Source organism: Pseudomonas citronellolis, assembly GCF_900112375.1.
Lineage (GTDB): Bacteria > Pseudomonadota > Gammaproteobacteria > Pseudomonadales > Pseudomonadaceae > Pseudomonas > Pseudomonas citronellolis.
The window spans coordinates 360,490-386,725 of the sequence record NZ_FOLS01000001.1 but is presented as its reverse complement, the minus strand read 5'-3'; the positions used below and the strand labels follow the sequence as shown (position 1 = coordinate 386,725).

Sequence of the window (26,236 nt, the reverse complement as noted above, 5' to 3'; positions counted from 1 at the left end):
TACCGGTGGCGCAGGTGTTGGGTTCAAGAGCGCCCTCTCCCCAACCCTCGGCTGCGCGCCCCGCCCTGAAGGGAGAGGGGGCTGTCCTGAGCGGGCGGGAAGGCAGGTGCCATCCTTGCACATCGTCATTCCCGCGAGCGGTTGTACGCCCTGCATCACCGGGTGGGCCTGGCGTAGGGCGGATAACCGTTCGCGGTTATCCGCCGTTTGGCCGTACGGCCTTGGGCGCGGCTTTGGCTTTTCGTAGGAGCGAGCTTGCTCGCGAAGGGTGTCTCCCGGTGGCTGCGGTGTTGGGGGTAAGAGCGCCCTCTCCCCAACCCTCGGCTGCGCGCCCCGCCCTGAAGGGAGAGGGGGCTGTCCTCTGCGGGCGGGAAGTCAGGTGCCATCCTTGCACATCGTCATTCCCGCGAACGGTCGTACGCCCTGCATCACCGGGTGGGCTTGGCGTAGGGCGGATAACCGTTCGCGGTTATCCGCCGTTTGACCTTGGCCCCAGGGCGCGCCGGATTCGAACCCGAAGCTCCCGTTTCCGAGCGCTCCGGGCTTGACTAGGAGGCCAACGTCGAGATGGGTGTAACGGCGTACAACCGCGAACGGTTGTACGCCCTACAGCGTCAGCGTGAAACGCTCCACCAGCGCGCCTGGCAGTAGCTGGGTGGCTGCGCTGCGGCGTCCGTAGGTGTTGGTGTCGATGCGCAGCGAGCGTTCTTGGGTCAGCGCCTGCAGGTGTTCGCCGAGCAGGCTGTAGAGGCTGTTGTCGAAGCGCATGCTGGCCAGGGGCGCGACTATCCGGCCGTCTTCCACCCAGAAGCTGGCGAAGCGCGTCATGCCGGTGATGCGCGCGGCGGCCAGGTCCGAGTAGTTCAGGTACCAGAGGTTGCCGATGTACAGGCCGGTGCCCAGGCGCGCCAGCACTTCGTCCTCGGGCAGTTCGCCGGCGGCCATGACCAGGGACTGCGGCGTCTCGTGGCTGTTGGCGCCGTAGGCGGGCAGGTTGAATTCCTTCGCCGAGCGCGGGCTGACCAGTTGGCCGACCATGCGCCCGCCCTCGATCAGCGCCTGGTCGCGGCGCAGGAAGCCGTCGCTGTCGAACAGCGGTTCCAGGCCGGCGCTGGCCGCTTCCTCCAGGCTGACCTGCGGCGACAGGCTGGCATGGCCCAGGTGCAGCGACAGCAGCGGGCTCTGGCGGGTGGCCAGTTCGCGGGCGGAGAAGCCGCCCCAGCACAGCAGCGAGATGATTTCCTCCAGCGCCGCCGGCGCCAGGTAGGCGCGGTAGGCGCCGGGTTGCAGCGTGCGCCGTGGGCGTTGCAGGTAGTCCAGCTGCTCGCGGGCGCGGACGAAGGCCTGGCCCAGGGCGGCGGCATCCCAGTCACGCGCGGCGTAGGTGGTCTTCACCGCCTCGCCGTTGCTGGCGAACAGGCTCCAGTCCAGGCTGGCGCTGCCGGCGGCGTGCCAGCCGAAGCTGCCGCGGGTGTTGGCGAAGCCGCGGTACAGCGGGCCGCCGGCGTAGATGCCGACCAGGTCCAGGCCTTGCGCCCGGGCGTCCACCTGGTCGATCACCTCGCGGACTTCCGGCAAGCGGCCGGGGGCTTCCTGGACGCGGGTCCAGGGCTCGTCCTCCAGCAGCAGGTACGGGTCTTCCGGGACCACTTCCAGGGTGCCGCGCAGTTGTTCCAGGCCTTGCTGCAGGCGCTGGCGGTCTTCCTCCGCGCTGCCGGTCAGGCTCAGTTCCAGGCTGGCGTGGCGCGCGCCGCGGATCAGCCGCAGCTGCGCCTCGATCTGCAGCACGCGGGTGGCCTGGCGCACCCGGGCGTGGTTGAAGCGCACGAAGTCGGAGTCCTCGGCGGCGAGCCACAGGCTGAATTCCTCGTCGCCGCGCAGCCGGCCCTTGAGCCAGTCGGCGAGTTCGCGCAGGTGGTCGGGGGACAGTCGCAGTTGCATCAGGCCTGCCCTCCGAACACGGTGACGTCCTTGAACACGCAGGCCGGCGAGGCGTGGCCGACGGTGATCGCCTGGTTGGGCTCGCCCTTGCCGCAGTTGGCGGTGCCCAGCACGCTGAAGGTGGAGGCGTCGCCCACCGCGCCCAGGCTGCGCCAGAACTGCGCGGAGATGCCGCGGTAGTTGGGGTTGCGCACCACGCCGGCGAGTTCGCCGTTTTCGATCAGCTGGCCCCATTCGCAGCCGAACTGGAATTTGTTGCGCGCGTCGTCGATGGACCAGGAGCGGTTGGTGGCCATGAGGATGCCTTTTTCGATGCCGCCGATCAGTTGCGCCAGGCTCTGGTCGCCGGGCTCGACGTTGAGGTTGGCCATGCGGTCGATGGGCGCGCGGTTCCAGCTGCTGGCGCGGCTGTTGGCCACCCCGGCGAGCTGGCTGCGGGCCTGGGACAGGGCGCCGCCCAGGGGGCGCTGAAGGATGCCGCCGGCGATCAGCAGCCGGCGCTCGGCGGGGGTGCCTTCGTCGTCGTAGGCGTAGCTGGCCAGTTCGTCGGGCACGTCCGGGGCGAAGCTGACGTTGAGCAGCGGCGAGCCGTACTGGTAATGGCCGAACATGTCCGGCGTGACGAAGCTGGTGCCGGCGTAGTTGCGCTCGTCGCCGAGGATGCGGTCCAGCTCCAGCGGGTGGCCGATGGATTCGTGGATCTGCAGGATCATCTGGTCGGGCATCAGCAGCAGGTCGCGGGTGCCTTCCGGGGTGTTGGGCGCCAGCAGCAGTTGCAGGGCCTCGTCGGCGATGCGCGCGGCGGCGCCGGCGAAGCCGCTGTGCAGCACCACCTCGGCGCCGCCCTGGCGCGCCACGTCGAAGGTGCGCGTCTGGCTCTGGCGGCCGTCGAAGGCGGTCACCGACAGCCAGGGGTAGAGGCGCTGGGTCTCGTGCAGCAGGTCGCTGCCGTGGCGGTCGAGGTACAGCTGTTGCTCGCGCACCACGCGCAGGCTGGCGCTCCAGTCGACGATGCGTTCCTCGCGCGGCACCGCGGCGCATTCCGCGCGCAGCAGGTCCAGCCATTGCGCCAGGTCCGGCAGCGGGGTGTCGAGGTTCGGGCTGCTGCGCCGCTGGCGGCCGAGGTCGGCGCCGGCCTGGGCCGGGCGCGGCAGGGCGCGGGCGGCGATGCCGGCGGCGAGCTGGCGGGCACGTTCGAAGGCCTGGCGCAGGCCCTGTTCGCTCAGGTCGCTGGTGGCGGCGAAGGCTTCCACGCCATCGACCTCGGCGCAGAGCATGGCGCCCTGGTCGAGGCCGTGGCGCACCGGGTCGGGCTGGTCGCGGGTCACGCCGCAATCGAGGCTGTGCCGCTGCACCAGGCGCAGGGAGCGGAAGGCCGGGTCGTGGCGCAGGGTGGAAACGAAGTGGCGCAGGGCCGCATGCAGGCTGTCGGGCATCCGGGGGCTTCCTGGGGAGGGGCGAACTCCGGATTGTGCTCCTGCCGCAAACTTCATTGCCAGTGTGGAAAAGGGGGAAGAGCGGAGGGGATGGCTTTGGCTTTTCGGCTTTTTGGCTTTTCGTAGGAGCGAGCTTGCTCGCGAACAGGGGTTACCGGTGGCGTAGGTGTTGGGGATAAGAACGCCCTCTCCCCAACCCTCGACTGCGCGCCCCGCCCTGAAGGGAGAGGGGGCTGTCCTGAGTGGGCTGGGGGTCAGGTGTCATCCTTGTACATCGTCATTTCTGCGAACGGTTGTACGCCCTGCATCACCGGGTGGACCTGGCGTAGGGCGGATAACCGTTCGCGGTTATCCGCCGTTTGACCTTGCTCCCCGGCGCGCCTCGGTTACGGGTAATGCTCCAGCACATAACGCAGCGACGCCGGCAACATGGGCCCATGACCCAGACCATCGAACCGCTGGTACTGCACCTGCAGGCCCGGCACCTTGGCCAGGTCGGCGCTCAGTTCGCGGGCCGGGCGTTCGGCGTCGCCTTTCAGCGGGCCGCGCGGGTTGCCCGGTTCGTCGCCGCCGCGCATCAGCAGCAGGCGCGGGCGGCTTTCGCCCAGGCGTTGTTGCAGGCCGGCGGCTTCGCGGACGATGGCGCCGTCGTGCCACCACAGCGAGGGGCTGGCGGCGGCGTAGGTGTTGAACTCGCCGGGGCGGGTGAACAGGGCGTGGAGCACGGCCAGGCCGCCGTAGGAGTGGCCCCAGAGGGTCTGCCGGCTGGCGTCGATGGGGGCGACGGCGGCGACCATGGGGCGCATGCGTTGGCGCAGCAGGTCGAGGAAGGCGTCGATGCCGCCGCTGGGCTGGCCGGTCAGCGGGTCGAGTTGCCTGGCTTCGCCGGGCAGCGGCGGGGTGTAGTCGTAGGTGCGGGCGTTGCGTTCGATGCGCTGCTCGGTCTGGTAGCCGACCGCGACCAGCAGCGGCGCCTGGCCGCTGGCGAGCTTGTCCAGGCTGGCGGCATCGAGCGCGCCGAGGGCGGCGTTGCCGTCGAGCATCCACAGCACCGGGTAGCCGGCGGCGGGCGCCGGGCGCTGGGGCTTGCCGACCCACAGGCGGTAGTGGCGCCGGCCGTCGGCGGAGTCGAGGTCCAGCTGGGTGAAGCGGTAGGCCAGGTCCTGGCGTTGCAGCAAGGTGGTGTCCATCTTCTGGTCCGGCGCCGGTTGCGCCAGGGCCGCCGGGGCCGGCGCGGCCAGTGCCAGCGCCAGGACCAGGGGCAGGGTGGTGGTTTTCATCAGGCGATCTCGTCTGCCGGCCCCCGCCGGGAGCGGGGGCCGGGTGGTCCTCAGAAGGACGCGGTCAGGCTGGTGTAGAGGGTACGGCCGGGTTCGTTGTAGGTGGCGGCGCCGGCGCCGGCGATGTTGGTCACGCCCTGGGCGTTGCCGGCGCGGTACAGGCGCTTGTCGAAGATGTTGTCGACGCCGGCGGTGAGGCTGAGGTTCTTGCTGATCTTGTAGGTGCCGCTGGCGCCGGTCAGCGCGTAGGGCGAGAGCTGGTCGTTGGCGCTGCCGGTCACGCGGTCGCCGTGGTAGTCGTACTTCTTCGGCTTCTGCTTGCCGTACCAGGCCACGCTCAGCTGCAGCGAGAGGTCGTCGCTGGCCTGCCAGTCGAGCATGGAGTTGAGGGTGTACTTCGGCGTCACCGAGAGCACGTCGCCGGTTTCCTTGTTCTTCGACTGCAGCATGTAGGTGAAGTTGTTGTTCCAGGTCAGCTGCGCGGCCAGCGGGATGCTCAGGGTGCCTTCCAGGCCCTCGACCAGTGCCTTGGGCACGTTCTCCCACTGGTAGATCGCGGCGTTGGCGTAGCTGCCGGTGCCGCCGGTCGCGCTGCCCACCGGGGTCAGGCCGGAGTCGATCTTGTTCTTGTAGTCGTTGCGGAAGTAGGTCAGCCCGGCGACCCAGCCGTCGTCCTTGTACTCGATGCCCAGTTCCTTGTTGACGCTGGTCTCGGCCTTGAGGTCCTCGTTGCCTTGCAGGTAGCAACTGGTGGTCTGCCCGTAGCAGCCCTGGCCGCGGCTGTAGAGCAGGTAGTCGGGGTTGAGCTGGTACAGGTTCGGCGCCTTGTAGGCGCGGGCGATGCCGGCCTTCAGGGTGAGGGTGTCGGTCAGCGCGTGGGACAGGTTGAGCGACGGGCTCCAGTTGTCGCCGACGATGCTGTGGTGGTCGAAGCGCAGCGCCGGGGTGAGCATGGTGCCGGGGAGGATCTCGATGTTGTCTTCGGCGAACAGCGAGAAGATCTGCGCCTGCGAGGTGGTGTCGCGGCCGCTGCTGGTCAGGCCTGCGACCGAGCCGCCCTCGGTGGTGGTCTGGGTGTTGGCGCTGGGGTCGTCGAGCTTCTGCTGGTTCCACTCGCTGCCCAGGGTCAGGGTCTGGTCGCGCCAGGCGTGCAGCGGCAGGTTGACTTCGCCGTGGGCGGTCAGGTCGCGCAGGGTCGAGGTGTAGAAGTCGGTGTTGCTGAAGATGCCCTCGGTGCCGCCGGCCAGGCCTTCGTTGATGCGGCTGTTGCGCGTCTTCTCGTACTGCAGGTAGGCCATCGAGCTGCCGAAGTCCCAGTCGCCGCGGTGGGTGAGCGAGTAGTTCTCGCGGTACATGATGTTGGTCTCGTGACCCAGCATGCTCTTCACGTTGGCGTTGCTGTTGGTGTTCTGGGTATCGCCGGTGTAGATGTTGCCCTGGCGGCTGAAGCCGCTCTCGAACTCGAGGCTCTGGTTGGGCGCCAGTTTCCAGCTCAGCTGGCCGTTGATGTCCTTGTTGCGCACGCCTTCGCGGCCGGCGGGGAGGGTGCCGGCCTGGTTGCCGGTGCGCGCCGATTCGTGGCCGGAGTTGATGTCCCAGTCGTCGGCGTCGGTCTTGGCCAGGTTGCCGTAGACGCGGTAGCTGAGGGTGTCGGTCAGCGGGCCGTTGAGGCCGAAGCTCACGCGCTTGCTGGCGCCTTCGTCGCCGTGCTGCGGGAAGTTCTGGTAGACGGTGAGGTTGCCGTGGGTTTGCTTGGCCGCCTGCTTGGTGATGATGTTCACCACCCCGCCCATGGCGCCGGAGCCGTAGCGCGCCGCCGCCGGGCCGCGGATGACCTCGATGCGCTCGACCTGGTCGGCCGGCACCCAGTTGGTGTCGCCGCGGGTGTCGCGCTCGCCGCGCCAGCCGTAGCGCACCGAGCTGCGGCTGCTGACCGGCTTGCCGTCGACCAGGATCAGGGTGTTCTCCGGGCCCATGCCGCGGATGTCGATCTGCCGGTTGTTGCCGCGCTGGCCGCTGGTGGAGTTGCCGGTCAGGTTGACCCCCGGCATGGTCCGGATGATCTGCGACAGGTCGTTGGCCGGCGGCCGCTTGGCGATGTCCTCGGCGGTGATGACGGACACGCCCGGAGCCTGCTTGGTCTCTTCCTGGGCGGTGGCGACCACGGTCTGGCTGTCCAGTTCGACGGGCTGCTCGTCCTGGCTGGCGGCGTGGACGGCGCTGGCCAGCAGGCAGCTGGACAGCAGCAGGAAGGGGACTAGGGGTTGGGCACGGGACGACATCTTCGATCTCCGGAAGTTCAGCCTGAAGGCGAGAGATCGAAGATGATAATTACTCACAATTGCGAGTAAAGCGCATTAACTTTCTAAACACTTCCAGGCCGCCGGCAACAGCAGGTGCAGGCACAGGCCGGGGTGGGCATTGGTGGCCCACAGGCGGCCGCCCTGCAGCTCGATGGCGCGGCGGGCGATGGCCAGGCCCAGGCCGAAGCCGGCGCCGCTGCCTTCCAGGCGCTGGTAGGGCTCGAAGATGCGCTCCAGGTCGGCCTCGGCCACGCCGGGGCCCTGGTCGCGCAGGCACAGGTGCCAGTGCCGGCCCTCGCGCCAGCCGTCGAGGCTGACGCGGCCGCCCGCCGGTGAGTGGCGGATGGCGTTGCGCAGCAGGTTCTCCAGGGCCTGGGCCAGGCTGTCCAGGTGCACCTGCGCGCAGCACTCGGTGCCCAGCGAGCAGGGCAGGCGCGCTGGCTCCCAGCCGCTTTCGAAGCAGGCGTCCTCGCGCAGCGCCTCCCACACCGAGAGCACCAGCACCGGTTCGGTGGGCAGTTGCGGGTGCTCGGTGTCCATCCAGGCCAGGTCGAGGGTGTCTTCCAGCAGCCGCTGCATGTCGGCCACTTCGCGGCCCAGGCGCTGGCGCAACTGCTCCGGCGGCAGCTCGCTGTCATGGGCGATGCGCAGCCGCGCCAGGGGCGTGCGCAGTTCGTGGGACAGGGTGCGCAGCAGCAGGCGCTGCTGGGCCAGGCTCTGGCGCAGGCGCGCGGCCATGTGTTCGAAGGCCTGGGCCAGCTCGCCCAGTTCGTCGCGGCGTTCCTGCAGCGGCAGGCCGGGGCTGTCGAGGTCGTCGGCGCGCAGGGCGTCGGCGCGGTCGCGCAGGCGGTTGAGCGGCACCACCAGGTGGCGGTACAGGGCCAGGCCGAGCAGCAGGGCCAGCAGGGTCGGCGCCACGCCGTGGGTGATGACGTGGGTCCAGGGCGTCAGGCCGCTGGGCAGCAGGCGCTCGGGCAGTTGGATGACCAGGCGGCCGTCCTCGGGGCGTTCGGGGAATTCGATGCTGACGTAGGGCAGCTCGTCCTGCAGGCGCCGGCTCATGGGCCAGTCGAGCTTGCGCATGAAGGTCAGGTGGCTGGCTTCCTCGGCGCTCAGCGCGGTGGTGCCGAGGCTTTCCAGGCGCGGGCCGACCAGGGCGACCCAGGTGTCTTCCTCGCGTTCCAGCTGGCGGCGGAAGGCTTCGGCGCCGGCCGCGCCGCCCTGGCGCCAGGCCTGCTCGGCCTGCAGGGCGTAGCGCGCGAGGTACAGGCGGTCGGCTTCGTCGAGGAAGTAGGTGCTGCGTTCCACCGACAGGCCCCAGTTCCAGATCAGCCAGGTCAGCGTCAGGCAGAAGCCCACCTGCAGCAGGGCTAGCTTCCACAGCAGCGGGTGGCGGCGCATCAGGCGCCGTCCGTTTCGACCAGCACGTAGCCCTGGCCGCGCACCGCCTGGATCTGCAGGTGCTGCGCGCCGATGGCAGTGAGCTTGCGGCGCAGGTTGCAGACGTGCACGTCCAGGCCGCGGTCCAGGCGGGTGTAGGCGCGGTGCAGCACGCTCTGGTAGAGGAAGGCCTTGCTCAGCGCCTCGCCGGGGTGGGCGCGCAAGGTCGCCAGCAGGCGGTATTCGGAGCCGGTGAGGCCGGCGGCGCGGCCCTGGTGGGTGACATCGCGGGCCTCTTCGTCGAGGCTCAGGCCGCCTTCGCTGCGCGGCTCGGCCGGGCGCCGGTCGAGGGCCACGCGGCGCAGCAGGGCGTCGACCCGGGCGTCCAGCTCGGCCAGGCTGAAGGGCTTGGGCAGGTAGTCGTCGGCGCCGCGGGTGAAGCCGCTGATGCGGTCCTGCTCGGCGCCCAGGGCGGACATCAGCATCACCGGCACGGTCTGCCGGCGGCGCAGTTCGTCGAGCAGGCTGAGGCCGTCGACGCCGGGCAGCATGATGTCCAGCAGCACCAGGTCGAAGCGGCCCTCGCGCAGCGCGGCCAGGCCCTGGGTGCCGTTCTCGCAGGCGCGCACGGCGAAGCCGCGGGCCAGGAAGTGGCGTTCCAGGTCCGGGCGCAGGTGGGCGTCGTCTTCCACGAGGAGTAGTTGCGGTGACACGTGATCAGCCATGGATGAGAACAAAAAGCAATTGCAAATGATCCCATTGGCGGTGGGGGCGGGGCAATGGCTGGGTGCTGGCATTTCGTCGCATCTGAGGTGCTGGGGGGGATGGTGCTTTTCTCGTAGGAGCGAGCTTGCTCGCGAACAATGGCGTCAAGCCTTGCTCCGGAGCGATGTCGAAGCCCGTCCCCTCTCCCCAGCCCTCTCCCTGAAGGGAGAGGGGGCTTGTCCGTGCCGAGAGGAGGAATGGCTTCAGTCGGAAACCAACGGTGCTGCCGGCTGACTCCAGAACATCCGTGTCTGCCCAACGGTCCCCTCTCCCTTCAGGGAGAGGGTTAGGGAGAGGGTGCTCTCAGTCTTGGCGCCGAAATCCCGGGAAACCCCATTCGCGAGCAAGCTCGCTCCTACGAAAAGCAAGCTCGCACCCGACTGGCCCCAACGATCAGCGGCGTGCCGCTGTAGGGATCGCTCAGCAGGGTGCAGCGCACGCCATACAGCGCCTCCACCAGTTCCGCCGTCACCACCCGGGCCGGCGCGCCCTCGGCCAGCACCTGGCCGCCCTTCATCGCCACCAGGTGGTCGGCGTAGCGGCAGGCGCTGGACAGGTCGTGGACCACCATCACTACCGTCTTGCCGGCTTCGGCCAGGTGGCGGATCAATTCGAAGACCTCGATCTGGTGGCCCAGGTCCAGCGCCGAGGTGGGTTCGTCGAGCAGCAGCAGCGGGGTGTCCTGGGCGATGGCCATGGCGATCCAGGCGCGCTGGCGCTGGCCGCCGGACATGGATTCCAGCGGCCGCTCGGCCAGCTCGCCGAGGTCGGCGGCGGCCAGGGCGGTGTCCACCACCTTCTGGTCCTCGGCGCTCCATTGCTGGAACAGGCCCTGGTGCGGCTGGCGGCCGAAGCGGATCAGCTCGGCCACGGTGAGGCCGTCCGGGGCGCTGGCGTCCTGGGGCAGCAGCGCCAGGCGCCGCGCCACTTCCTTCGACGGCAGGCTGGCGATGGCCTTGCCGTCGAGCAGCACGGCGCCGCCGCTGGGCTTCTGCAGGCGCGCCAGGCCCGCCAGCAGGGTGGATTTGCCGCAGCCGTTGGGGCCGACGATGGCGGTGACCTGGCCGGCCGGCAGGCGCAGGTCCAGGCCTTCGATGATCGGCCGCTTGCCGTAGGCCATGCACAGGCCGCGGGTTTCCAGCGGGGCGCTGGGGTTCGGGTTCATGGCTGTCTCCCGGAGGGTTGGCGCAGGATGATCCACAGCAGGTAGGGCGCGCCTATCACCGCCATGACGATGCCCACGGGGATTTCGATGGGCGCCAGCAGGGTGCGCCCCAGCCAGTCGGCCAAAAGCGTCAGCAGGGCGCCGGCCAGGGCCGCGTTGAGCACCGGCACGCCGTGCTGGCCGCCCAGGTAGCGCGCTGCCTCGGGGGCGATCAGCGCCACCAGGCCGACCGGCCCGGCCACCGCCACGGCCAGCCCGGTGAGGGCCACGCTCAGCGCCAGGGTGGCGATGCGCATGGCGCCCAGGCGCACGCCCAGGCCGATGGCCACGCTGTCGGAGAAGCGCATCGTCGTCAGTGGCCGCGTCAGCAGGCGCGCCGCCGGCAGGCCCAGGGCCAGGCCGCCGGCCAGCAGCCACACGGCCAGCGGCGGGCGGGCGTTGAGGCTGCCGACGGTCCAGGGATAGGCGGCGTTGGCCGCGTCTATGTCGGCGCGGGCCAGCATCAGGTTGGTCAGGGCGCCGAACAGCGCGCCTATGCCCAGGCCGACGACGATGAAGCGATAGCCGCGGGCGCCGGCCCCGGCGGCGAGCAGGAAGGTCAGCGCGGCAGCGCTGGCGGCGCCGGTCAGGGCCAGGGCCGAGGGCGCCAGGCTGGTCGGCACCGCGACTATGGAGGCCACGGCGAAGGCGGTGGCGCCGTTGTCCAGGCCGACCATGCCCGGGGTGGCCAGGCGGTTGCGCGCCAGGGTCTGCATCAGGCAGCCGGCGGCGCCCAGGGCGGCGCCGCTGAGCAGGCCGGCGAGCAGGCGCGGCAGGCGCAGCTCGCGCACCAGCAGTTGCTGGAAGGGGTCGCCCTGGCCGAGCAGGGTGGCGATGGCCTGGCCGGCGCCGAGGCCGTCGCCACTCAGGCAGAACACGAAGGCGGCGGCCAGCGCCGCCAGCAACGCCAGGCCGACCATGAGGCTGCGGCGGTGCCAGAGCAGCGACAGCCGGCCCAGGCGCAGCAGGCCGTAGCCGTGGGGAGAGGGCGCGTTCATTGGCGTTGCAGCGTCGGCAGGCGGTGCGAGCGCACCACGGCGATGAGGATGGGCGCGCCGACGAAGGCGGTGACCACCCCCACCGGCATCTCGTAGGGGCGCACCAGCAGGCGCGCGATTATGTCGGCCAGCAGCAGTACGCAGGGCCCCAGCAGCAGGCACAGGCCGAAGCAGCTGCGGATGTCGCTGCCCACCAGGCGGCGGGCGATGAAGGGCACGATCAGACCGAGGAAGGCGATGGGGCCGGCGGCGGCATTGGCCGTGCCCACCAGCAGCGCCACCGCCAGCAGGGTGGCCAGGCGCACCCGCTGCGGGTGGTGGCCGAGGCCGCTGGCCACGCGTTCGCCCAGGGCCAGGGCGGCCAGCGGGCGGACCAGCGGCAGTGCCACCAGCAGGCCGAGCAGCAGCCCCGGCAGGCTCCAGTGCAGGGTGTCCAGCGGCCGGCCGGCGAGGCTGCCGACCACCCAGAAGCGCACTTCGTCGGCGGTGCGCTGGTCCCACAGCAGCGCCAGGCTGCTCAGGGCGGTGAGCAGGCCGGAGAAGGCCACCCCGGCCAGCACCAGGCGCACCGGGTCGTCGCCCACCCCGCGCAGGCGCGACACTGCCAGCACCAGCAGGCAGCCGCCCAGGGCGCCGAGCACGGCCACCGCCAGGTTGAGGCCGGCGGCAGTGGCGCCGAGGTTGATCGCCAGGGTCACGGCGAAGGCCGAGCCGGCGCTGACGCCCAGCAGGCCGGGCTCGGCCAGCGGGTTGTGTGTCACCGATTGCAACAGCAGGCCGGCGGCGCCCAGGGCCATGCCCACCAGCAGGGCCAGCTCGGTGCGCGCCAGGCGCAGCACGCCGACGACGAAGCGGGTGTCTTCGTCGGCGCCGCCGAACAAGGCTTGCAGGCTGGCCCAGGGGCCGGCGTCGCCAGCGCCCAGCAGCAGGCTGGCCAGGCACAGCAACAACAGAAGCGAAGCCGCCAGCCCGAGGGCCAGCGGCTGGGGCAGGCGCGCGGGCAGCATCAGTTGGCCAGCGCCTTCTCCACGTCATCCAGCACCTGCTGGGCAGCCAGGTAGCCGGAGCTGCTGCTCCAGATCTGCCCGTCGACGCTTGCCAGGTGCCCGGCCCGCACCGCTTTCAGGCGGGTGAAGGCCGGTTGCTGGCGGGCTTCGGCCAGGGCCTTCTCGCCGTCGGGGTTGAGGGTGGCGAGGAAGATCCAGTCGGCATCGGCCTTGGACAGGTTCTCCAGGCTGAGGATGTCGGTGTGCGGGCGCTGGGTCTGCTGCGCCGCCAGCGGGTTGGGCCGCAGGCCCAACTGGTCGAGCAACTGGCCGGCGAACAGGTGGCTGGACATCATGATCGGCCCCTGCGGGTTCCAGCGCACCACGCTCAGGCTGGCGTCGGCCGGCAGGCGCGGGCGCAGCCCGGCGATGCGCTGGTCGAGTTCGTTCAGGCGCTGCTCGGCCTCGGCGTTCCTGTCCAGGGCCGCGGCGTAGGTGCGGAAGGCCGCGCGCCAGTCCTCCAGGGCCCCTCCCTTGGGCACCACGGTGGGCGCCATCAGGCTGAGCTTGGCGTACTGCTCGCGGGTCAGGCCGGGGCTGGCCAGGATCAGGTCCGGGCGCAGCTTGAGCACGGCCTCCAGGTTGACCTCGCGCACGGTGCCCACCAGCGGCAGCTTGCCGGCCTTGGCCTTGAGGTATTCGGGAATGTCGCTGCCGCCGCGGCTGGCCAGCGCGCCCAGGGGCTGCACGCCCAGGGCGAGGGCGGCGTCGAGGGTGTTCTCGCCCAGGGCCACCACGCGCTGCGGGTGGTCCTTGACCTGCACCGGGCCGAAGGCGGTGTCCAGGCTGGCGGCGCTGGCGCCGGCGGGGTGGAGGAGCAGGAAGGCGCTGGTGACGGCGGCGGCCGCGCAGGCCAGCAGGCGGCGGGAGAGGGGAAGGGCTCGGGCTTGCATGGAGGTTTTCCTGAGGCGCCGAAGATGGCGGGCGGTTGGGAAACGCCCATAGATACGACAGAAGCGAGTTGGAATCACTCGCATTTACCGTTTTTTTACAACTGCGATGATTTGTGTCAAAGCCGCGCGGCAGAGCGCCGCGCGGTTCGCCCGGGTCAGTGGCCGGCCCACACCGCGCGGGGAATGCACACCTGGCCGTCGAACAGCAGGCGCGCGCTGCGCACCAGGCCGCAGCCGGCGATGCGCCCGTCGTTCAGGCGGATTTCCACGCTGAATTCGCCGCTGGGATGTTCCACCGCCAGGCGCCGCACCTCGCCTTTGCCAGCGCGAGCGACGTCCTGCGCTACCGAGCCTTGCACCAGGCAGGCACTGGCCACGCTCACCGCGCCGAACACGCCGATGGAGGCATGGCAGCGGTGCGGGATGAACGAGCGGGTGTTGATCGCCCCGCCCTGGCGCGGCGCCGAGACCAGGCACATCTTCGGCACGTTGCGCTGGCCGACGTCGCCCAGGTTCATGCGCGGGCCGGCCTGCAGGCGGATGGATTCCAGGCGCGCCTTCAGCTCGGCGTCGGCGTCCAGTTCCTCGCGGCTCTCGCAGCCGCTGCGGCCCAGGTCCTCGGCGCGCAGCAGCACCACCGGCATGCCGTTGTCGATGCAGGTGACCTCGATGCCGTCGAAAGTGTCGCGGGCGTTGCCGGTGGGCAGCAGGGTGCCGCAGCTGGAGCCGGCCACGTCGGCGAATTCCACCACCAGCGGCGCGGCGCTGCCGGGCACGCCGTCGATGCGGGTTTCGCCGGCGTATTCCACCTCGCCGTCGGGCGTGGGGACGTGCGCCACGGCGATCTGCCCGGTGTTCTCCATGAAGATGCGCACCGCCGTGCTGGCGCCGCGCACCGGCACCAGGCCGCGCTCGATGGCGAAGGGGCCGACGCCGGCGAGGATGTTGCCGCAGTTCTGCCCGTAGTCCACCCGCGCCTCGTCCACCAGCACCTGGGCGAACAGGTAGTCGACGTCGGCGTCCTCGCGGCGCGAGGCCTGGACGATGGCGACCTTGCTGGTCAGCGGGTCGGCGCCGCCGAGGCCGTCGATCTGGCGCTTGTCCGGCGAGCCCATCACCGCCAGCAGCACGCGCTCGCGCAACCCGGCGTCGGCGGGCAGGTCGGTGCCGAGGAAGTAGGCGCCCTTGGAGGTGCCGCCGCGCATGAGCAGGCAGGGGATGCGGGTCTGGCTCATGTTCAGCCTCCCAGTTCGTCGAGGCTGTCCACGTAGCGCAGGCCCTTGGCGGCCAGGCGCGGGCGCATCTCGTAGATGTCCAGGCCGAGTTCGCCGGCGGCCAGGCGCAGGCGCTTCTGTTCTTCCAAATCGGCGCGCTTGCGTGCGGCTTCCAGCACCTGGGCCGCTTCGCCGTGGCGCACCACGACCACGCCGTCGTCGTCGGCGACGATGATGTCGCCGGCGTTCACCAGTTGCCCGGCGCACAGCAGCGGCAGGTTCACCGAGCCGAGCACTTCCTTCACCGTGCCCTGGGCGTTGATGGCCCTGGACCAGACCGCAAAGCCCATTTCGCGCAGGGTGTGGCTGTCGCGGATGCCGGCGTCGATGACCAGGCCGCGCACGCCGCGGGCCTTGAGCGAGGTGGCCAGCAGGTCGCCGAAATAGCCGTCGCTGCACGGCGAGCTGGGCGCCACCACCAGCAGGTCGCCGGGGCGGCACTGTTCGACGGCGACGTGGAACATCCAGTTGTCGCCCGGCGCCACCAGCACGGTCACCGCGCTGCCGGCCACCGCCACGCCCTGCTGGATCGGGCGGATGCCGGTGTTCAGCAGGCCCTTGCGGCCCTGGGCCTCGTGCACGGTGGCCACGCCGAGGCGGCCGAGTTCGTCGATCACTTCCGGCGCTGCGCGGGGGATGTTGCGCACCACGATGCCGGTCTTGCCGATCAGCGCGCTCATGCCAGGTTCTCCGTCACGCGCGGGAAGATGCTCTGGAAGCCTTCGGCGTAGACGATGTTGCGCGCGCTGGTGATGCCGACGTTGCGCTTGGCCTGCACGCCGCGCTGCAGGGCGACGCGGGTGTAGTACTCCCACAGGTGTTCCTGGCCGGCCATGCACTGGATGGCGGCGTACTTCCTGTCCCACACGCCGGTGATGTCGAGGAAGGTGTCCGGGCGCCATTCGCACTGCTCCGGCTGGTGCGGTTCGAAGGCGTATACGGGCGGCGCGCCGACGATCTTCTCGCCCGGCTTGTAGCCTTCGGCCTGGGCGATGATACGCGCCTCCTGGGCGAGGTTCATGGCCAGCGGGTGGTCGTAGTTGTACGGGTCCTTCAGCGAGTGGCTGAGGACGAATTCCGGCTGCACGCGGCGGAACACGTCGGCCAGGCGGAACAGGGTGTCCTGGTCGGCGCGCATCGGGTAGTCGCCGATGTCGAAGAACTCGACGCTGGCGCCGAGGATTTCGGCGGCGGCCAGGGCTTCCTCGCGGCGCGCGGCCTTGACCTTCTCTTCGGTCATCTCGCCCTTGCGCCACAGCTTGGCGGATTCGCCGCGCTCGCCGAAGGACAGGCAGACGATGTGCACGGCGTAGCCCTGCTCGGCGTGCAGGGCGATGGCGCCACCGGCGCGCCAGACGAAATCGGCGGAATGGGCGCTGACCACCAGGGCGGATTTTTGTGCTGCGTTCATGTGGGTGGGCTCCGGTTGGGAATGTGTCGAGGATGTCACCGAGGGCCACGGCGGACTAATGCGTTCAGTTGTTGGAGGTATGCGTTCTGCTTATTGCGCTTGTCGGGAGGGCTGGGCATAGTCCCGTCGGAGTAGGGCTGCGCGCCGGGAGGGGATATGAGCGACTTTGAGCTGCCGAACCTGATGCAGGTCCGCGCCTTCGTCCGCGTGGCGGACCTGGGCAGCGTGTCGCGGGCCTCGGAGGCGCTGTTCCGCGCGCAGTCGGTGGTCACCCGCGCCATCTCCGAGCTGGAGGCGCGGCTCGACGCGCCGCTGTTCGAGCGCCACGCCAACGGCATGCGCCTGACCGACTACGGCGACTGCGTGCTGCCCCGCGCGCGCCGCGTGCTGGCCGAGCTGGAGAGCGTGCCCAGGGTGCTGGGCGCGGCGCCGGTAGAGCCGCTGTACCTGTTCCAGGGGCGGCGCCTGGAGGTCTTCGTCAAGCTCTGCGAGACGCGCCACATGCAGACCGTGGCCAGCCACTTCGGCCTCAGCCAGCCGGCGGTCAGTTCGGCGCTCAAGGTGCTGGAGGGCGGCTGCGGCCGGCCACTGTTCGAGCGCACCCCGCGCGGCCTGCAGCCGACGCGGGCGAGCCACGAGATCCTCTTTCCGATCCGCCGCGCGCTCAACGAGCTGCGCCACATCGAGACCGACCTCAGCGCCATGCGCGGCAGCCTGCAGGGCGTGGTGCACGTCGGCGCGCTGCCGCTGGGGCGCACGCGCATCCTGCCCGAGGCCATCGTCCGCCTCACCGCCGAGCATCCCGGCGTGCGGGTGATCACCAACGAAAGTCCGTTCGACCTGCTGGCCACCGAGCTGCGCGCCGGCGACCTGGACTTCGTCTTCGGCGCCCTGCGCTCGGCGGACTACGCCAGCGACCTGGCCGGCGAGGCGCTGCTCACCGAGGAGATGGTGCTGCTGGCGCGCCGTGGCCACCCGTTGCTGGAAGGCCCCCGCGAGCTAGCGGAACTGCAGCGGGCGCGCTGGGTATTGCCGCGCGCGGGCTCCCCGGCGCGGGGCCTGCTCGACGCCTGCTTCGCCGCCTCGGGCATGGCCGCGCCCTGGCCGGTGGTGGAGAGCGGCGACCTGGCGACCATCCGCGGCCTGCTGCTGCGCTCGGACATGCTCGCGGCGGTGTCGGCACACCAGCTGGAACACGAGATCGCCTCCGGCGAGCTGTGCCGCCTGCCGGTGCAGCTGCAACAGACCACCCGCGCCATCGGCCTGACCTGCCGCAGCGGCTGCCTGCATTCGCCGGTGTCGGCGGCGTTGATGCAGAGCATCCGCGAGGTGATCCAGGGGACAGGGCCCCACACCCTGTAGGAGCGCGCCCTGCGCGCGAAATCGCGGGCAGGGCCCGCTCCTACATGGGAATGGTGCGGGTGAGGCAGCGTAGGAGCGGATCTCATCCGCGAATCACGCCGGAGGTTCCGGCTATCGCGGACAAGGTCCGCTCCTACGGGGGAGAATGCCATGCCTCGCGGAAACCTGTAGGAGCGGGCCCTGCCCGCGATTCGCGCGCAGGGCGCGCTCCTACATGGGAATGGTGTGGGTGGCGTAGCGTAGGAGCGGATCTCATCCGCGAATTGCGCCGGAGGTTCCGGCTATCGCGGACAAGGTCCGCTCCTACGGGGGGAGAATGCCATGCCTCGCGGAAACCTGTAGGAGCGGGCCCTGCCCGCGATTTCGCGCGCAGGGCGCGCTCCTACATTGGAATGGTGTGGGTGGGGCAGCGTAGGAGCGGATTCCATCCGCGATCGCGGACAAAGTCCGCTCCTACAGGGGGCGCCTGACAATCGTAGGATGGGTTTCGCAAGCTCAACCCATCCTACGAAAGCGCCTCGGCGTGGGGTCTACAACAGGTTCAACGGATAACTCACGATCAACCGGTTCTCGTCGAAGCTGTTGGTCCGTCCCCAGTCGCGGCGCATGTTGGAGTTGCGCCATTTGACGTTCAGCGTTTTCAACGGCCCGGACTGCACGGTGTAGGCCAGCTCGCTCTCGCGGGCCCATTCGGTGCCGTCGTCGGTGCTGGCGTTGTGTACGTTGTCGCCGTGGATGTAGCGGTTCATCAGGGTCAGGCCGGGCACGCCCAGGGCCGCGAAGTCGTAGTCGTGGCGCAGCTGCCAGGAGTGTTCCTTGGCGCTTTCGAAGCTGGAGCCGAAGGCGTCGTTGGCCAGGGTGCCGCCGCTGGCGCCGTTGACGCGGAACCACTCGTCGTCGCCCATGACCTTCTGCAGGCCGACGTAGAAGGTGTTGCCGCCGACCTTCGCCGAGAACATCCCCGAGGCGGTGCGGTTGTCCAGGTCGCCGGCCTTGGCGCTGCCGTCTTCCTGACCCCAGAAGTAACCCAGGTTGGCGCCCAGCACCCAGTCGCCCACGGGCTGGAAGTGCTGCACCTGCAGGTACTGCTGCTGGTAGATGTCCTTCAGCTCGGCGTTCCACAGGCCGACCAGGGTGCGCTCGTGGTTGAAGCGGTATTCACCGCCGACGAAGTCGAAGCGGTCGGAGGTGTAGGCCGTGCGGTTGAACAGGCTCATGTCCTCCATGCTGGCGTCGTTGCGCGGGCTGTTCTGGCGGAACTCGCCGCCGTAGAGGGTCAGACCGGCGATTTCCTTGGAGGTGAGCTGCGCGCCCTGGAAGGTCTGCGTCAGCGAGCGGCCGTCGTCGGAACGCAGGATCGGCAGCGCCGGCGCCCATTCGCCGACCTTCAGCTCGGTCTTCGATACCCGCGCCTTGCCGGCCACTGCCAGGCGGCCGAAGTCGTCGGCCGGGCGGCCATCGTCGTGCACCGGCAGCAGCTGGGTGCCGGCGGTGCCGCGGCCACCGTCGAGCTTGACGCTGTACAGGCCGAGCACGTCCAGGCCGAAGCCCACGGTGCCCTGGGTGAAGCCGGACTTGAAGTCGAGGATGAAGCTCTGCGTCCATTCCTCGGCCTTGCCCTGGGCGGCATCGCCGGTGTAGTCGCGGTTCATGTAGAAGTTGCGCAGGGTCAGGCTGGACTTGGCGTCGTCGAGGAAGCCTTCGGCCAGGGCCTCCAGCGGCAGGGCCGAGGCCAGGGCCAGGGTGCAGACGAGACGGTGCTTGGTCGGGCGGATCATTGTTGTTGTTCTCCGTTTCTTGGGCAAAGCGTCGCCGGCCAGCGGCGCGGGGCGTCGCTGGTGGGCGGTGAAGCTGGGGGGAGCGGGGTTAGCGCGGGGCCTTGCCGGCCACCGAGTAGCGCACCTGCTGGTTGCGCGTCTTCATGAAGTCTTCCAGGCTCTGGCCGCGCATGGCGGCGTAGATGTCCAGGTTGGAGACGCCGAGCACCGCGCCGAGTTTCTCCAGCACGAAGAAGATCACCCCGTAGTGGATCAGCCCGCGCCAGTCGCGGCGGCGCAACAGGTCGCGCTCTTCCTCGCTGAGTTCGGCCTCGGCGTACAGCGCCTCGGGCTCGGCGAGGAAGCGCTGGCGCCACTGCGGCTCGATCATGCGGTGCAGGAACTTGTTCAGCCGGTAGCCCTTGGCGCTGCGCTCCAGGGTGTAGGGGTAGGTGCCTTCGAGCCTCTCGGCGCCGGCCAACTGGTGCTGCATGTGCTGGCGGTGGCGCTCGATGGCCGGGGCCGGCAGGCGCTGGTCGCGGTTCTGCAGCAGCAGGGTGGCGATGCCGGTCATGGACGGCAGGTAGTAGTCCTGGTGCAGCTTGTCGACGCTGGCGGACAGCGCGCCGCGCATGATCAGCCAGGTGATCACTTCGGCGCCTTCCATGCCGCCGAGGGTGGCGTATTCGGCGACGGTCATTTCGGTCAGGCGCTCGGGGTCGTTGACCAGCAGCTCGATGAACTGCGCGTCCCATTCCGGGTTGTTGAAGCCGCAGCGCTCGCCGTGGACCTGGTGCGACACGCCGCCGGTGGCGACGATGGCGACCTTGAGGTCTTCCGGGTAGCTCTCGATGGCGCGGCGCAGGGCCTGGCCGAGCTTGTAGCAGCGCCGCGCGCTGGGGATCGGCAGCTGCAGCACGCCGACCTGCAGCGGCACGATCTGCAGCGGCCAGCCGTCTGCGCAGGGCAGCAGCGCCGACATCGGCGAGAAGAAGCCGTGGTCCAGCGGCTTGTCGCGGAAGAAGCTCATGTCGAACTCGTCGGCCATCAGGCTCTGCCCGATGTGCCGCGACAGCGCCGCGTGGCCGCCCACCGGCGGCAGCTCGCGCGGGTTGCCGCCCTCGTCGGCGACGCCGTAGCGGTCGTCGACGCCGAGGGTGAAGGCGCTGTAGTGGTCGAAGAAGAACGAGGTGACGTGGTCGTTGAAGATGTAGAAGAGCACGTCCGGGCGCTGTTCCTGGAGCCAGGCGCGGATCGGTTCGAAGCTCTTGAAGATCGGCGCCCAGGCCGCTTCCTCCTGCTTGTCGTGGTCGACGGCGAAGCCGATGGTCGGGGTGTGGGAGACGGCTAGGCCACCAATGATGCGTGCCATGACGGGGTCCTCTGGTTCAGGTTACTGCGCGGCCAGCGCCTGGCTCGCGCGGCGCCGGGCGTGGCCGTTGGCCAGGATCGCCAGGGCCGCGACGAACGCCGGCAGGCCGAGGAAGGTGAACAGCAGCGGCAGGCCCAGACCGAGGCTGAGCACCGCGCCGCCGATGAGCGAGCCGAAGATGGCGCCGAAGCGGCCGATGCCGAGCATCCAGCTTACCCCGGTGGCGCGGAACTCGGTGGGGTAGTAGCCCGGGGCGAAGGCGTTGAGGCCGGTCTGCGCGCCGCTCATGCAGAAGCCGGCGGCGGTCACGCCGACCACCAGCAGGCTGGATTCCAGGCTCAGCGCGCCGAGGCTGACGATGCACAGGCCGCCCAGGGCGTAGGCGATGGCGATGACGCGGTTGGGGTTGCGCCGGTCCATGATCCAGCCGACCACGATGGCGCCGACGGTGCCGCCGATCTGGAACAGCCCGGTGATGGTGGCGGCGCGTTCGATGGACAGGCCGCCGTCGCGCAGCAGGGTGGGCAGCCAGCCCATGGTCAGGTAGATCACCAGCAGGCCCATGAAGTAGGTGGCCCACAGCGCCAGGGTGCCCAGGCGGAAGCGCCCGTCGAACAGCTGGCGCACCGGCGTCTTGTGCCGCACCGGCGGCTCGCTGACGGTGAAGCGGGTGCCTGCGGCGAAGCGCCCGCCGAGCCTGGCCAGGGCCGCGGCGATCTGCTCGGCCGGGGCCTTGTGCGCGGCCATGAAGCGGGCGGATTCCGGCAGCAGCCACAGCAGCAAGGGCAGCAGGGCCAGCGGCAGCAGGCCGCCGGCGAGCAGCACCGCCTGCCAGCCGTGGTGCGGGATCAGCCAGGCGGCGAGGAAGCCGCCCAGGCCCGAGCCCATGTTGAAGCCGGTGAACATGATGGTGATCAGCAGCGAGCGGCTGCGCTCGGGCAGGTATTCGGCCAGCAGCGTGGTGCTGTTGGGCATGGCTGCGCCCAGGGCGACGCCGGTGAGCAGGCGCAGGAAGGCCAGTTCGTAGGGGCTGCGGGCGAAGGCGCAGGCCAGGCTGAGCAGGCTGAAGCCGGTCACCGCGATCAGCAGCACCTTCTTGCGGCCGAGGCGGTCGGCGTAGGGGCCGGCGGTCAGCGCGCCGATGGCCAGGCCGATCATCCCGGCGCTCATCACCGGGCCGAAGGCGGCGCGGGACAGCCCCCACTCCTGCATCAGCGACGGGGCGATGAAGCCCATCACGGCGACGTCGAAGCCGTCGAACAGGACGATGAGGAAGCACAGGGACAGGATCAGCCACTGGTAGGCCGAGATCGGGCGGCTGTCGATCCAGTCTTTGACATCGACGGTCTCCATGCCACCGGGGTTTTGCTTGAGCATTCGCGTTCACCTTTTGTTCTTGTAGTGGTGAAAATTCCAACAGGCTTCGAAAACGATGATGACCGGCAGGAATCACCTCGCCGTTTTTCGGCGTGGGGCGACTGTAAGGCTCAAGGGGCGGGGCCTGCCTCTGGGAAATCCTTAAGCGGGTATCGGTTTTGTTTATGAGGCGCTTGCGCAGGCGTTGCCGGGGCCGGCGACGCCTGGCGGGCGGGTTTCACTGGCTGAGTTCCTCGTGGTAGTCGGCCTGGCCCTGACGCCAGTAGGCGGCGACGCGCATGGCTTCCTTCGGCTGGCCCTTCTCCAGCAGCAGGTTGCGTACGCGGACCATGGCCGCGGCCTCGCCGGCGCCCCAGGCGAAGCCTTCGCCGGCAGGCAGGTGCAGGGCCTCGACGGCGGCCAGCAGGGTTTCGCCGTCATCGAACCAGTGCAATTGAAGGTCGGCGGCGCTGGCGAACTGGCGACGATCGGCCGCCTCGACCTGCAGCAGGACGATGGCGCGGGTGCCGGCCGGCATCTCCTCCAGGCGCCGGTGCACGGCGGGCAGGCCGGTGGCGTCGGCGACGAACAGGTGCCAGTCGAAGTCCAGCGGAACGATCATCGAGCCGCGCGGGCCGCCGATCACCGCGTTGTCGCCGACCTGGGCGTGCTCGGCCCACTGGCAGGCCTTGCCGTGGCCGTGCAGGGCGAACTCGACGGTCAGCTCGCGGGCCGAGGCGTCGAAGCGGCGCGGGGTGTAGTCGCGGCGCACGATGCTGCCGTCGTCGTCCTCGAACATGAACTTGACGTGGTCGTCGAAGCCGGCGGAAACGAAATCGGCCAGGGCCTCGCCGGCGAAGGTGAGGCTGACGAAGGTGAGGCTGACGAAGTGCGGGCTGAGCTGTTCGCGGCGGGCGACCTTCACTTCGCGCATGCGCAGTTCGTGGCGGACGCGTTGCACGCGGCGTTGTTGGGTGGCTTGGGTCATGGGTGGCCCTCTTGGGCTATGGTTGATAATATCAACGATCATAAGAATCATTAGTTGATAAAGTCAACCGTATAGCCATGAAAGCCGACGACGTTCTCGAAACCATCCATGCCGTCATGCACCTGTACCGTTCGCGGCAATACCGCGAACTGCGCGACGGCCCCCACGACCTGACGCACATGGAATTCAAGGTGCTGGCCTTCTTCGCCCGCCGCCCGGGCGCCACCCAGCGCCAACTGGTGGAACACAGCGGCCGCGACAAGGCGCAGATCGCCCGGCTGATCCAGGGTCTGCGCAACCGTGGTTTGCTGGAGGGCAGCGCCGATGTGCTGGACAAGCGCAGCGTGTGCCTGAGCTTGAGCGCTGCGGGTCAGGCGGTTTACGCCGAGGTGGAAGGGCAGGGCCGGCATTTGTCGGAGGTGGCGGTGCGGGGGTTCAGTGCGCAGGAGCGGGAGCAGTTGCAGGGGTTGTTGGCGCGGGTGGAGGCGAATTTGCAGGGGGAGTGAGGGGTGTTTTTTGTGGGGGCTCGCCGGTGGTTTTGGTGGGGGGCGCTCCCTCTCCCCAGCCCTCGGCTGCGCGCCCCGCCCTGAAGGGAGAGGGGGCTTGTCCGTGCCGAGAGGAGGAATGGTTTCAGTTGGAAACCTTCGGTATTGCCGGCTAACTCCAGAACATCCGTATCTGCCCAACGGTCCCCTCTCCCTTCAGGGAGAGGGTTAGGGAGAGGGCGCGGAGGTTGGCATGGCAGCGGAGCCGCCGGTTACCTCGTTCGCGAGCAAGCTCGCTCTTACGAAAAGCTGGCCAATACCCGAGCGCAATAGCGGCTCCCGTAGGAGCGGGCCCTGCCCGCGATTCGCGCGCAGGGCGCGCGGCGTAACTCAGCCCTCCACCACCCGATAGCACGGCTCATACGCCGCCCCACCCGGCAGCTTCATCCGGTGCTGCTTGACGAACGCATGCAGCAGTTCATCCAGGCGTCGCATCAGCGCGGGTTCGCCGTGGATTTCGTAGGGGCCGAATTCCTCGATGGCGCGCACGCCCTTTTCCTTGACGTTGCCCGCGACTATCCCGGAGAACGCCCGGCGCAGGTTGGCGGCCAGTTCGTGGGCCGGCAGGTCGGTGCTCAGCTGCAGGGCGGCCATGTGTTCGTGGGTGGGGTCGAAGGGGCGCTGGAAGCCGACGTCGATCTTCAGCAGCCAGTTGAAGTGGAAAGCGTCGTTGCGCTCGCGGCGGAACTGCTTGACCTCCTTCAGGCCCTGGGCCATGTGCCGCGCCACTTCGGCGGGGTTGTCGATGATGATCTGGTAGCGCCGCTGCGCCGCCTCGCCCAGGGTGGCGCCGACGAAGGCGTGCAGTTGCTCGAAGTAGGCCGAGGCGCTGCGCGGCCCGGTGAGCACCAGGGGGAAGGGCAGGTCCTGGTTGTCCGGGTGCATGAGGATGCCCAGCAGGTAGAGGAATTCCTCCGCCGTGCCCACGCCGCCGGGGAAGATGATGATGCCGTGGCCGACGCGGACGAAGGCCTCCAGGCGCTTCTCGATGTCCGGCAGGATCACCAGTTCGTTGACGATCGGGTTGGGCGCCTCGGCGGCGATGATCCCCGGTTCCGTCAGGCCCAGGTAGCGGCCGCCGTGGTGGCGCTGCTTGGCGTGGCCGATGGTGGCGCCCTTCATCGGCCCCTTCATCACGCCCGGGCCGCAGCCGGTGCAGACGTCCAGGTTGCGCAGGCCCAGTTCGTGGCCGACCTTCTTGGTGTACTTGTATTCCTCGGTGCTGATGGAGTGGCCGCCCCAGCACACGACTATCTTCGGCTCCACGCCCGGGCGCAGGGTGCGCGCGTTGCGCAGCAGGTGGAAGACGTAGTCGGTGATGCCCTGGGAGGTGTGCAGGTCGACGCGCTGGTTGTCCAGCTCGTTGGCGGTGTAGACGATGTCGCGCAGGGCGCTGAAGAGCATCTCGCGGGTGCCGGCGATCATCTCGCCGTCGACGAAGGCGTCGGCCGGCGCGTTGACCAGTTCCAGGCGCACGCCGCGGTCCTGCTGGTGGATGCGCACCTCGAAGTCGCGGTAGGCGTCGAGGATGGTCTTGGCGTTGTCGATGCGCGCGCCGGTGTTGAGGATGGCCAGGGCGCACTGGCGGAACAGTTGGTAGACGCTGCCCGAGCCGGCTTCGCTGAGTTGCTGGACTTCGCGCTGGGACAGGGTTTCGAGGGTGCCCTTGGGGCTGACCGAGGCATTGATGGTGGGTCTGGGGGACATTACAGCTTCCATTGGTGCGGATGCCCGGGAGGGCACCTGGGTACTCGACCGCGCGGTGGCGGTGTCCTGCCCCGGGATGGCCGCAAGGGCGGCCCGGTGAGGGTGGGGCTTAAGCGGATAGTAGTGCGTGGGGAGCGAGGCCGCGAGCCCTGCGGATTGCCATCACGGCTGCGGGAAGGCCTCGGCCACCCGCCGGGAAGGCGGGAGCCGGACGACGGGGCGGGGCGTTCAGCCGGCCAGGGCGGCCACCGGAATGCCCTGCTGGTTGGGCAGGTAGCCGTTGCCCAGGGACAGGCTGATCGGCTGGCGCTGTGGCTTCAGGAAGCCGAGCAGGGCATCGCGGGTGTCGTGCCAGCCCTGCTTGTGCTCGACATCGATGAAGTGCCCGGCATTGCGGATGGTGCGGAACTCGCAATCGCGGATCAGCTGCTGGAACAGCTTGGCCTCGGCCGGCGTGGTGTAGAGGTCCAGCTCGCCGTTGAGGAACAGCAGCGGGATGTCGATGGCGGCGAACTTCTCCATGTAGCTCTCGGCGCTGAGCTTGAGCACCTGGCAGATGTGGAAATGCATCTGCCGGTACTCGTGCTCGTCCAGGCCGGCGACGTGGCGGAAGTTGTAGCGCTTGAACAACTGCGGCAGGTAGCGGCCGATGGTCTCGTTGACCAGGCTGGCGACGTTCGGCCGGTCGCAGGCGCCCAGGTAGTCCAGGCCGCGGTGCAGGTAGTCGAGCATCGAGGCGTTGAGCAGCGGCGAGAAGGAGCTGATCACCGCCTTGCGGATGCGGCTGGGTCGCTGCGCCAGGGCCAGCAGGGTGGCCACCCCGCCCCAGGAGAAGGACATCACCACGTCGGCGCGGTAGTGCTCGATCAGCCCGAGCAGCAGCTGCGCCTCGTACTCCTTGCTGATGAATTCGCGGCAGTCGTTGTGCGCCTTGGACCCGCCGGCATAGGGCTGGTCGTAGCAGACCACGTTGAAGTGCGGTTGCAGGTATTTCACCGTTTGCGCAAAGGAGGCGGTAGTAGCCAGCGAGCCGTTGACCAGGATGATGGTCTGGCGTGCTTCCCTGTTGGCGTGGAACTCCGTGTAGACCCGGTGTTGCAGAATTTCGACGACGGCGGTTTCCGGCCTCATGTCGCTTCCTCCATACGCAGCTCGAATGGATGCACCCACGATTGGGTACGAGAGAACTACCAGGCAGAAGGAAAACGCCTCGAGGTG

At 69.5% G+C, this 26,236-nt stretch carries 21 protein-coding genes; 2 read left to right on the top strand and 19 right to left on the bottom strand.

Annotated elements, in window-relative coordinates; translation table 11 throughout:
* Window positions 1–606: 606 nt before the first annotated feature.
* The 13 genes from BM060_RS01780 to galB all read right to left on the bottom strand — a co-directional run bounded on the left by BM060_RS01780 (window position 607) and on the right by galB (window position 15,931).
* Window positions 607–1,941 carry a TldD/PmbA family protein gene (locus BM060_RS01780; protein ID WP_074976760.1) on the bottom strand — a complete coding sequence of 445 codons (1,335 nt, stop codon included), beginning with the start codon at window positions 1,939–1,941 and terminating at the stop codon, window positions 607–609.
* Complete coding sequence (locus BM060_RS01775; RefSeq protein WP_074976758.1) at window positions 1,941–3,377, bottom strand: TldD/PmbA family protein; 1,437 nt, start codon at window positions 3,375–3,377, stop codon at window positions 1,941–1,943. Before BM060_RS01775 ends, BM060_RS01780 begins: the two co-directional genes overlap by 1 nt.
* A 386-nt stretch (window positions 3,378–3,763) precedes the next feature.
* Window positions 3,764–4,657: an alpha/beta hydrolase gene (locus BM060_RS01770; protein ID WP_074976756.1), complete on the bottom strand. Its 894-nt coding sequence runs from the start codon at window positions 4,655–4,657 to the stop codon at window positions 3,764–3,766.
* Between the two features lie 50 nt (window positions 4,658–4,707).
* Window positions 4,708–6,939: a TonB-dependent siderophore receptor gene (locus BM060_RS01765; RefSeq protein ID WP_074976754.1), complete on the bottom strand. Its 2,232-nt coding sequence runs from the start codon at window positions 6,937–6,939 to the stop codon at window positions 4,708–4,710.
* 75 nt (window positions 6,940–7,014) lie between these two features.
* Window positions 7,015–8,361, bottom strand: coding sequence for a HAMP domain-containing sensor histidine kinase (locus tag BM060_RS01760; protein WP_074976752.1), 1,347 nt, complete (start codon window positions 8,359–8,361; stop codon window positions 7,015–7,017).
* Window positions 8,361–9,065, bottom strand: a complete 705-nt coding sequence (locus BM060_RS01755) for a response regulator transcription factor (RefSeq protein WP_074976747.1) — start codon at window positions 9,063–9,065, stop codon at window positions 8,361–8,363. Before BM060_RS01755 ends, BM060_RS01760 begins: the two co-directional genes overlap by 1 nt.
* A gap of 395 nt (window positions 9,066–9,460) precedes the next feature.
* Window positions 9,461–10,270: an ABC transporter ATP-binding protein gene (locus tag BM060_RS01750; protein WP_074976745.1), complete on the bottom strand. Its 810-nt coding sequence runs from the start codon at window positions 10,268–10,270 to the stop codon at window positions 9,461–9,463.
* On the bottom strand, window positions 10,267–11,307 hold the full coding sequence (locus BM060_RS01745; protein WP_074976743.1) for a FecCD family ABC transporter permease: 1,041 nt from the start codon (window positions 11,305–11,307) through the stop codon (window positions 10,267–10,269). Before BM060_RS01745 ends, BM060_RS01750 begins: the two co-directional genes overlap by 4 nt.
* Window positions 11,304–12,314: a FecCD family ABC transporter permease gene (locus BM060_RS01740; protein ID WP_174672462.1), complete on the bottom strand. Its 1,011-nt coding sequence runs from the start codon at window positions 12,312–12,314 to the stop codon at window positions 11,304–11,306. Before BM060_RS01740 ends, BM060_RS01745 begins: the two co-directional genes overlap by 4 nt.
* Entirely contained in the window at window positions 12,314–13,246 is a 933-nt protein-coding gene (locus tag BM060_RS01735) for an ABC transporter substrate-binding protein (protein WP_074976741.1), read from the bottom strand. The genes BM060_RS01740 and BM060_RS01735 overlap by 1 nt, the downstream gene beginning before the upstream one ends.
* Before the next feature lie 155 nt (window positions 13,247–13,401).
* Entirely contained in the window at window positions 13,402–14,481 is a 1,080-nt protein-coding gene (locus BM060_RS01730; protein ID WP_074976739.1) for a 4-oxalomesaconate tautomerase, read from the bottom strand.
* Between the two features lie 2 nt (window positions 14,482–14,483).
* Window positions 14,484–15,200: a 4-carboxy-4-hydroxy-2-oxoadipate aldolase/oxaloacetate decarboxylase gene (locus BM060_RS01725; protein WP_074976737.1), complete on the bottom strand. Its 717-nt coding sequence runs from the start codon at window positions 15,198–15,200 to the stop codon at window positions 14,484–14,486.
* Window positions 15,197–15,931 carry a 4-oxalmesaconate hydratase gene (gene galB / locus BM060_RS01720; protein WP_074976735.1) on the bottom strand — a complete coding sequence of 245 codons (735 nt, stop codon included), beginning with the start codon at window positions 15,929–15,931 and terminating at the stop codon, window positions 15,197–15,199. Before galB ends, BM060_RS01725 begins: the two co-directional genes overlap by 4 nt.
* Window positions 15,932–16,087: 156 nt before the next feature.
* Here galB and BM060_RS01715 point away from each other — a divergent pair, with 156 nt between their 5' ends.
* Window positions 16,088–17,293 (top strand): LysR family transcriptional regulator, encoded by a 1,206-nt coding sequence (locus tag BM060_RS01715; protein ID WP_074976732.1) that lies wholly within the window; start codon window positions 16,088–16,090, stop codon window positions 17,291–17,293.
* A gap of 530 nt (window positions 17,294–17,823) precedes the next feature.
* Here BM060_RS01715 and BM060_RS01710 read toward each other — a convergent pair.
* From BM060_RS01710 to BM060_RS01695, 4 genes are all read right to left on the bottom strand, one after another.
* The gene (locus BM060_RS01710) at window positions 17,824–19,071 is read right to left on the bottom strand and encodes an OprD family porin (protein WP_074976730.1); all 1,248 of its coding nucleotides are present in this window, start codon (window positions 19,069–19,071) and stop codon (window positions 17,824–17,826) included.
* A gap of 88 nt (window positions 19,072–19,159) precedes the next feature.
* Window positions 19,160–20,422, bottom strand: a complete 1,263-nt coding sequence (locus BM060_RS01705; protein ID WP_074976728.1) for a gallate dioxygenase — start codon at window positions 20,420–20,422, stop codon at window positions 19,160–19,162.
* A 21-nt stretch (window positions 20,423–20,443) separates the two neighbouring features.
* Entirely contained in the window at window positions 20,444–21,799 is a 1,356-nt protein-coding gene (locus BM060_RS01700) for an MFS transporter (RefSeq protein WP_074976726.1), read from the bottom strand.
* A 217-nt stretch (window positions 21,800–22,016) separates the two neighbouring features.
* A complete protein-coding gene (locus BM060_RS01695; RefSeq protein WP_074976725.1) occupies window positions 22,017–22,766 on the bottom strand; it encodes a siderophore-interacting protein in 750 nt (249 codons plus the stop codon).
* Between the two features lie 77 nt (window positions 22,767–22,843).
* Between BM060_RS01695 and BM060_RS01690 the strand changes: the two genes are divergently transcribed.
* The gene (locus BM060_RS01690) at window positions 22,844–23,272 is read left to right on the top strand and encodes a MarR family winged helix-turn-helix transcriptional regulator (protein ID WP_074976723.1); all 429 of its coding nucleotides are present in this window, start codon (window positions 22,844–22,846) and stop codon (window positions 23,270–23,272) included.
* A gap of 369 nt (window positions 23,273–23,641) precedes the next feature.
* On the opposite strand, the gene ppnN is transcribed toward BM060_RS01690, so the two are convergent.
* Together ppnN and BM060_RS01680 are read right to left on the bottom strand one after the other, a co-directional pair.
* Window positions 23,642–25,018, bottom strand: a complete 1,377-nt coding sequence (gene ppnN, locus BM060_RS01685; RefSeq protein ID WP_074976719.1) for a nucleotide 5'-monophosphate nucleosidase PpnN — start codon at window positions 25,016–25,018, stop codon at window positions 23,642–23,644.
* Window positions 25,019–25,246: 228 nt separating this feature from the next.
* On the bottom strand, window positions 25,247–26,149 hold the full coding sequence (locus BM060_RS01680; protein ID WP_074976717.1) for an alpha/beta fold hydrolase: 903 nt from the start codon (window positions 26,147–26,149) through the stop codon (window positions 25,247–25,249).
* Between the last annotated feature and the right edge of the window lie 87 nt (window positions 26,150–26,236).

Bases quoted from the DNA above. Each gene is read 5' to 3' on its own strand.
- BM060_RS01780 (WP_074976760.1), bottom strand. From the start codon at position 1,941: ATGCAACTGCGACTGTCCCCCGACCACCTGCGCGAACTCGCCGACTGG.
- BM060_RS01775 (WP_074976758.1), bottom strand. From the start codon at position 3,377: ATGCCCGACAGCCTGCATGCGGCCCTGCGCCACTTCGTTTCCACCCTG.
- BM060_RS01770 (WP_074976756.1), bottom strand. From the start codon at position 4,657: ATGAAAACCACCACCCTGCCCCTGGTCCTGGCGCTGGCACTGGCCGCG.
- BM060_RS01765 (WP_074976754.1), bottom strand. From the start codon at position 6,939: ATGTCGTCCCGTGCCCAACCCCTAGTCCCCTTCCTGCTGCTGTCCAGC.
- BM060_RS01760 (WP_074976752.1), bottom strand. From the start codon at position 8,361: ATGCGCCGCCACCCGCTGCTGTGGAAGCTAGCCCTGCTGCAGGTGGGC.
- BM060_RS01755 (WP_074976747.1), bottom strand. From the start codon at position 9,065: ATGGCTGATCACGTGTCACCGCAACTACTCCTCGTGGAAGACGACGCC.
- BM060_RS01750 (WP_074976745.1), bottom strand. From the start codon at position 10,270: ATGAACCCGAACCCCAGCGCCCCGCTGGAAACCCGCGGCCTGTGCATG.
- BM060_RS01745 (WP_074976743.1), bottom strand. From the start codon at position 11,307: ATGAACGCGCCCTCTCCCCACGGCTACGGCCTGCTGCGCCTGGGCCGG.
- BM060_RS01740 (WP_174672462.1), bottom strand. From the start codon at position 12,314: ATGCTGCCCGCGCGCCTGCCCCAGCCGCTGGCCCTCGGGCTGGCGGCT.
- BM060_RS01735 (WP_074976741.1), bottom strand. From the start codon at position 13,246: ATGCAAGCCCGAGCCCTTCCCCTCTCCCGCCGCCTGCTGGCCTGCGCG.
- BM060_RS01730 (WP_074976739.1), bottom strand. From the start codon at position 14,481: ATGAGCCAGACCCGCATCCCCTGCCTGCTCATGCGCGGCGGCACCTCC.
- BM060_RS01725 (WP_074976737.1), bottom strand. From the start codon at position 15,200: ATGAGCGCGCTGATCGGCAAGACCGGCATCGTGGTGCGCAACATCCCC.
- galB (WP_074976735.1), bottom strand. From the start codon at position 15,931: ATGAACGCAGCACAAAAATCCGCCCTGGTGGTCAGCGCCCATTCCGCC.
- BM060_RS01715 (WP_074976732.1), top strand. From the start codon at position 16,088: ATGAGCGACTTTGAGCTGCCGAACCTGATGCAGGTCCGCGCCTTCGTC.
- BM060_RS01710 (WP_074976730.1), bottom strand. From the start codon at position 19,071: ATGATCCGCCCGACCAAGCACCGTCTCGTCTGCACCCTGGCCCTGGCC.
- BM060_RS01705 (WP_074976728.1), bottom strand. From the start codon at position 20,422: ATGGCACGCATCATTGGTGGCCTAGCCGTCTCCCACACCCCGACCATC.
- BM060_RS01700 (WP_074976726.1), bottom strand. From the start codon at position 21,799: ATGCTCAAGCAAAACCCCGGTGGCATGGAGACCGTCGATGTCAAAGAC.
- BM060_RS01695 (WP_074976725.1), bottom strand. From the start codon at position 22,766: ATGACCCAAGCCACCCAACAACGCCGCGTGCAACGCGTCCGCCACGAA.
- BM060_RS01690 (WP_074976723.1), top strand. From the start codon at position 22,844: ATGAAAGCCGACGACGTTCTCGAAACCATCCATGCCGTCATGCACCTG.
- ppnN (WP_074976719.1), bottom strand. From the start codon at position 25,018: ATGTCCCCCAGACCCACCATCAATGCCTCGGTCAGCCCCAAGGGCACC.
- BM060_RS01680 (WP_074976717.1), bottom strand. From the start codon at position 26,149: ATGAGGCCGGAAACCGCCGTCGTCGAAATTCTGCAACACCGGGTCTAC.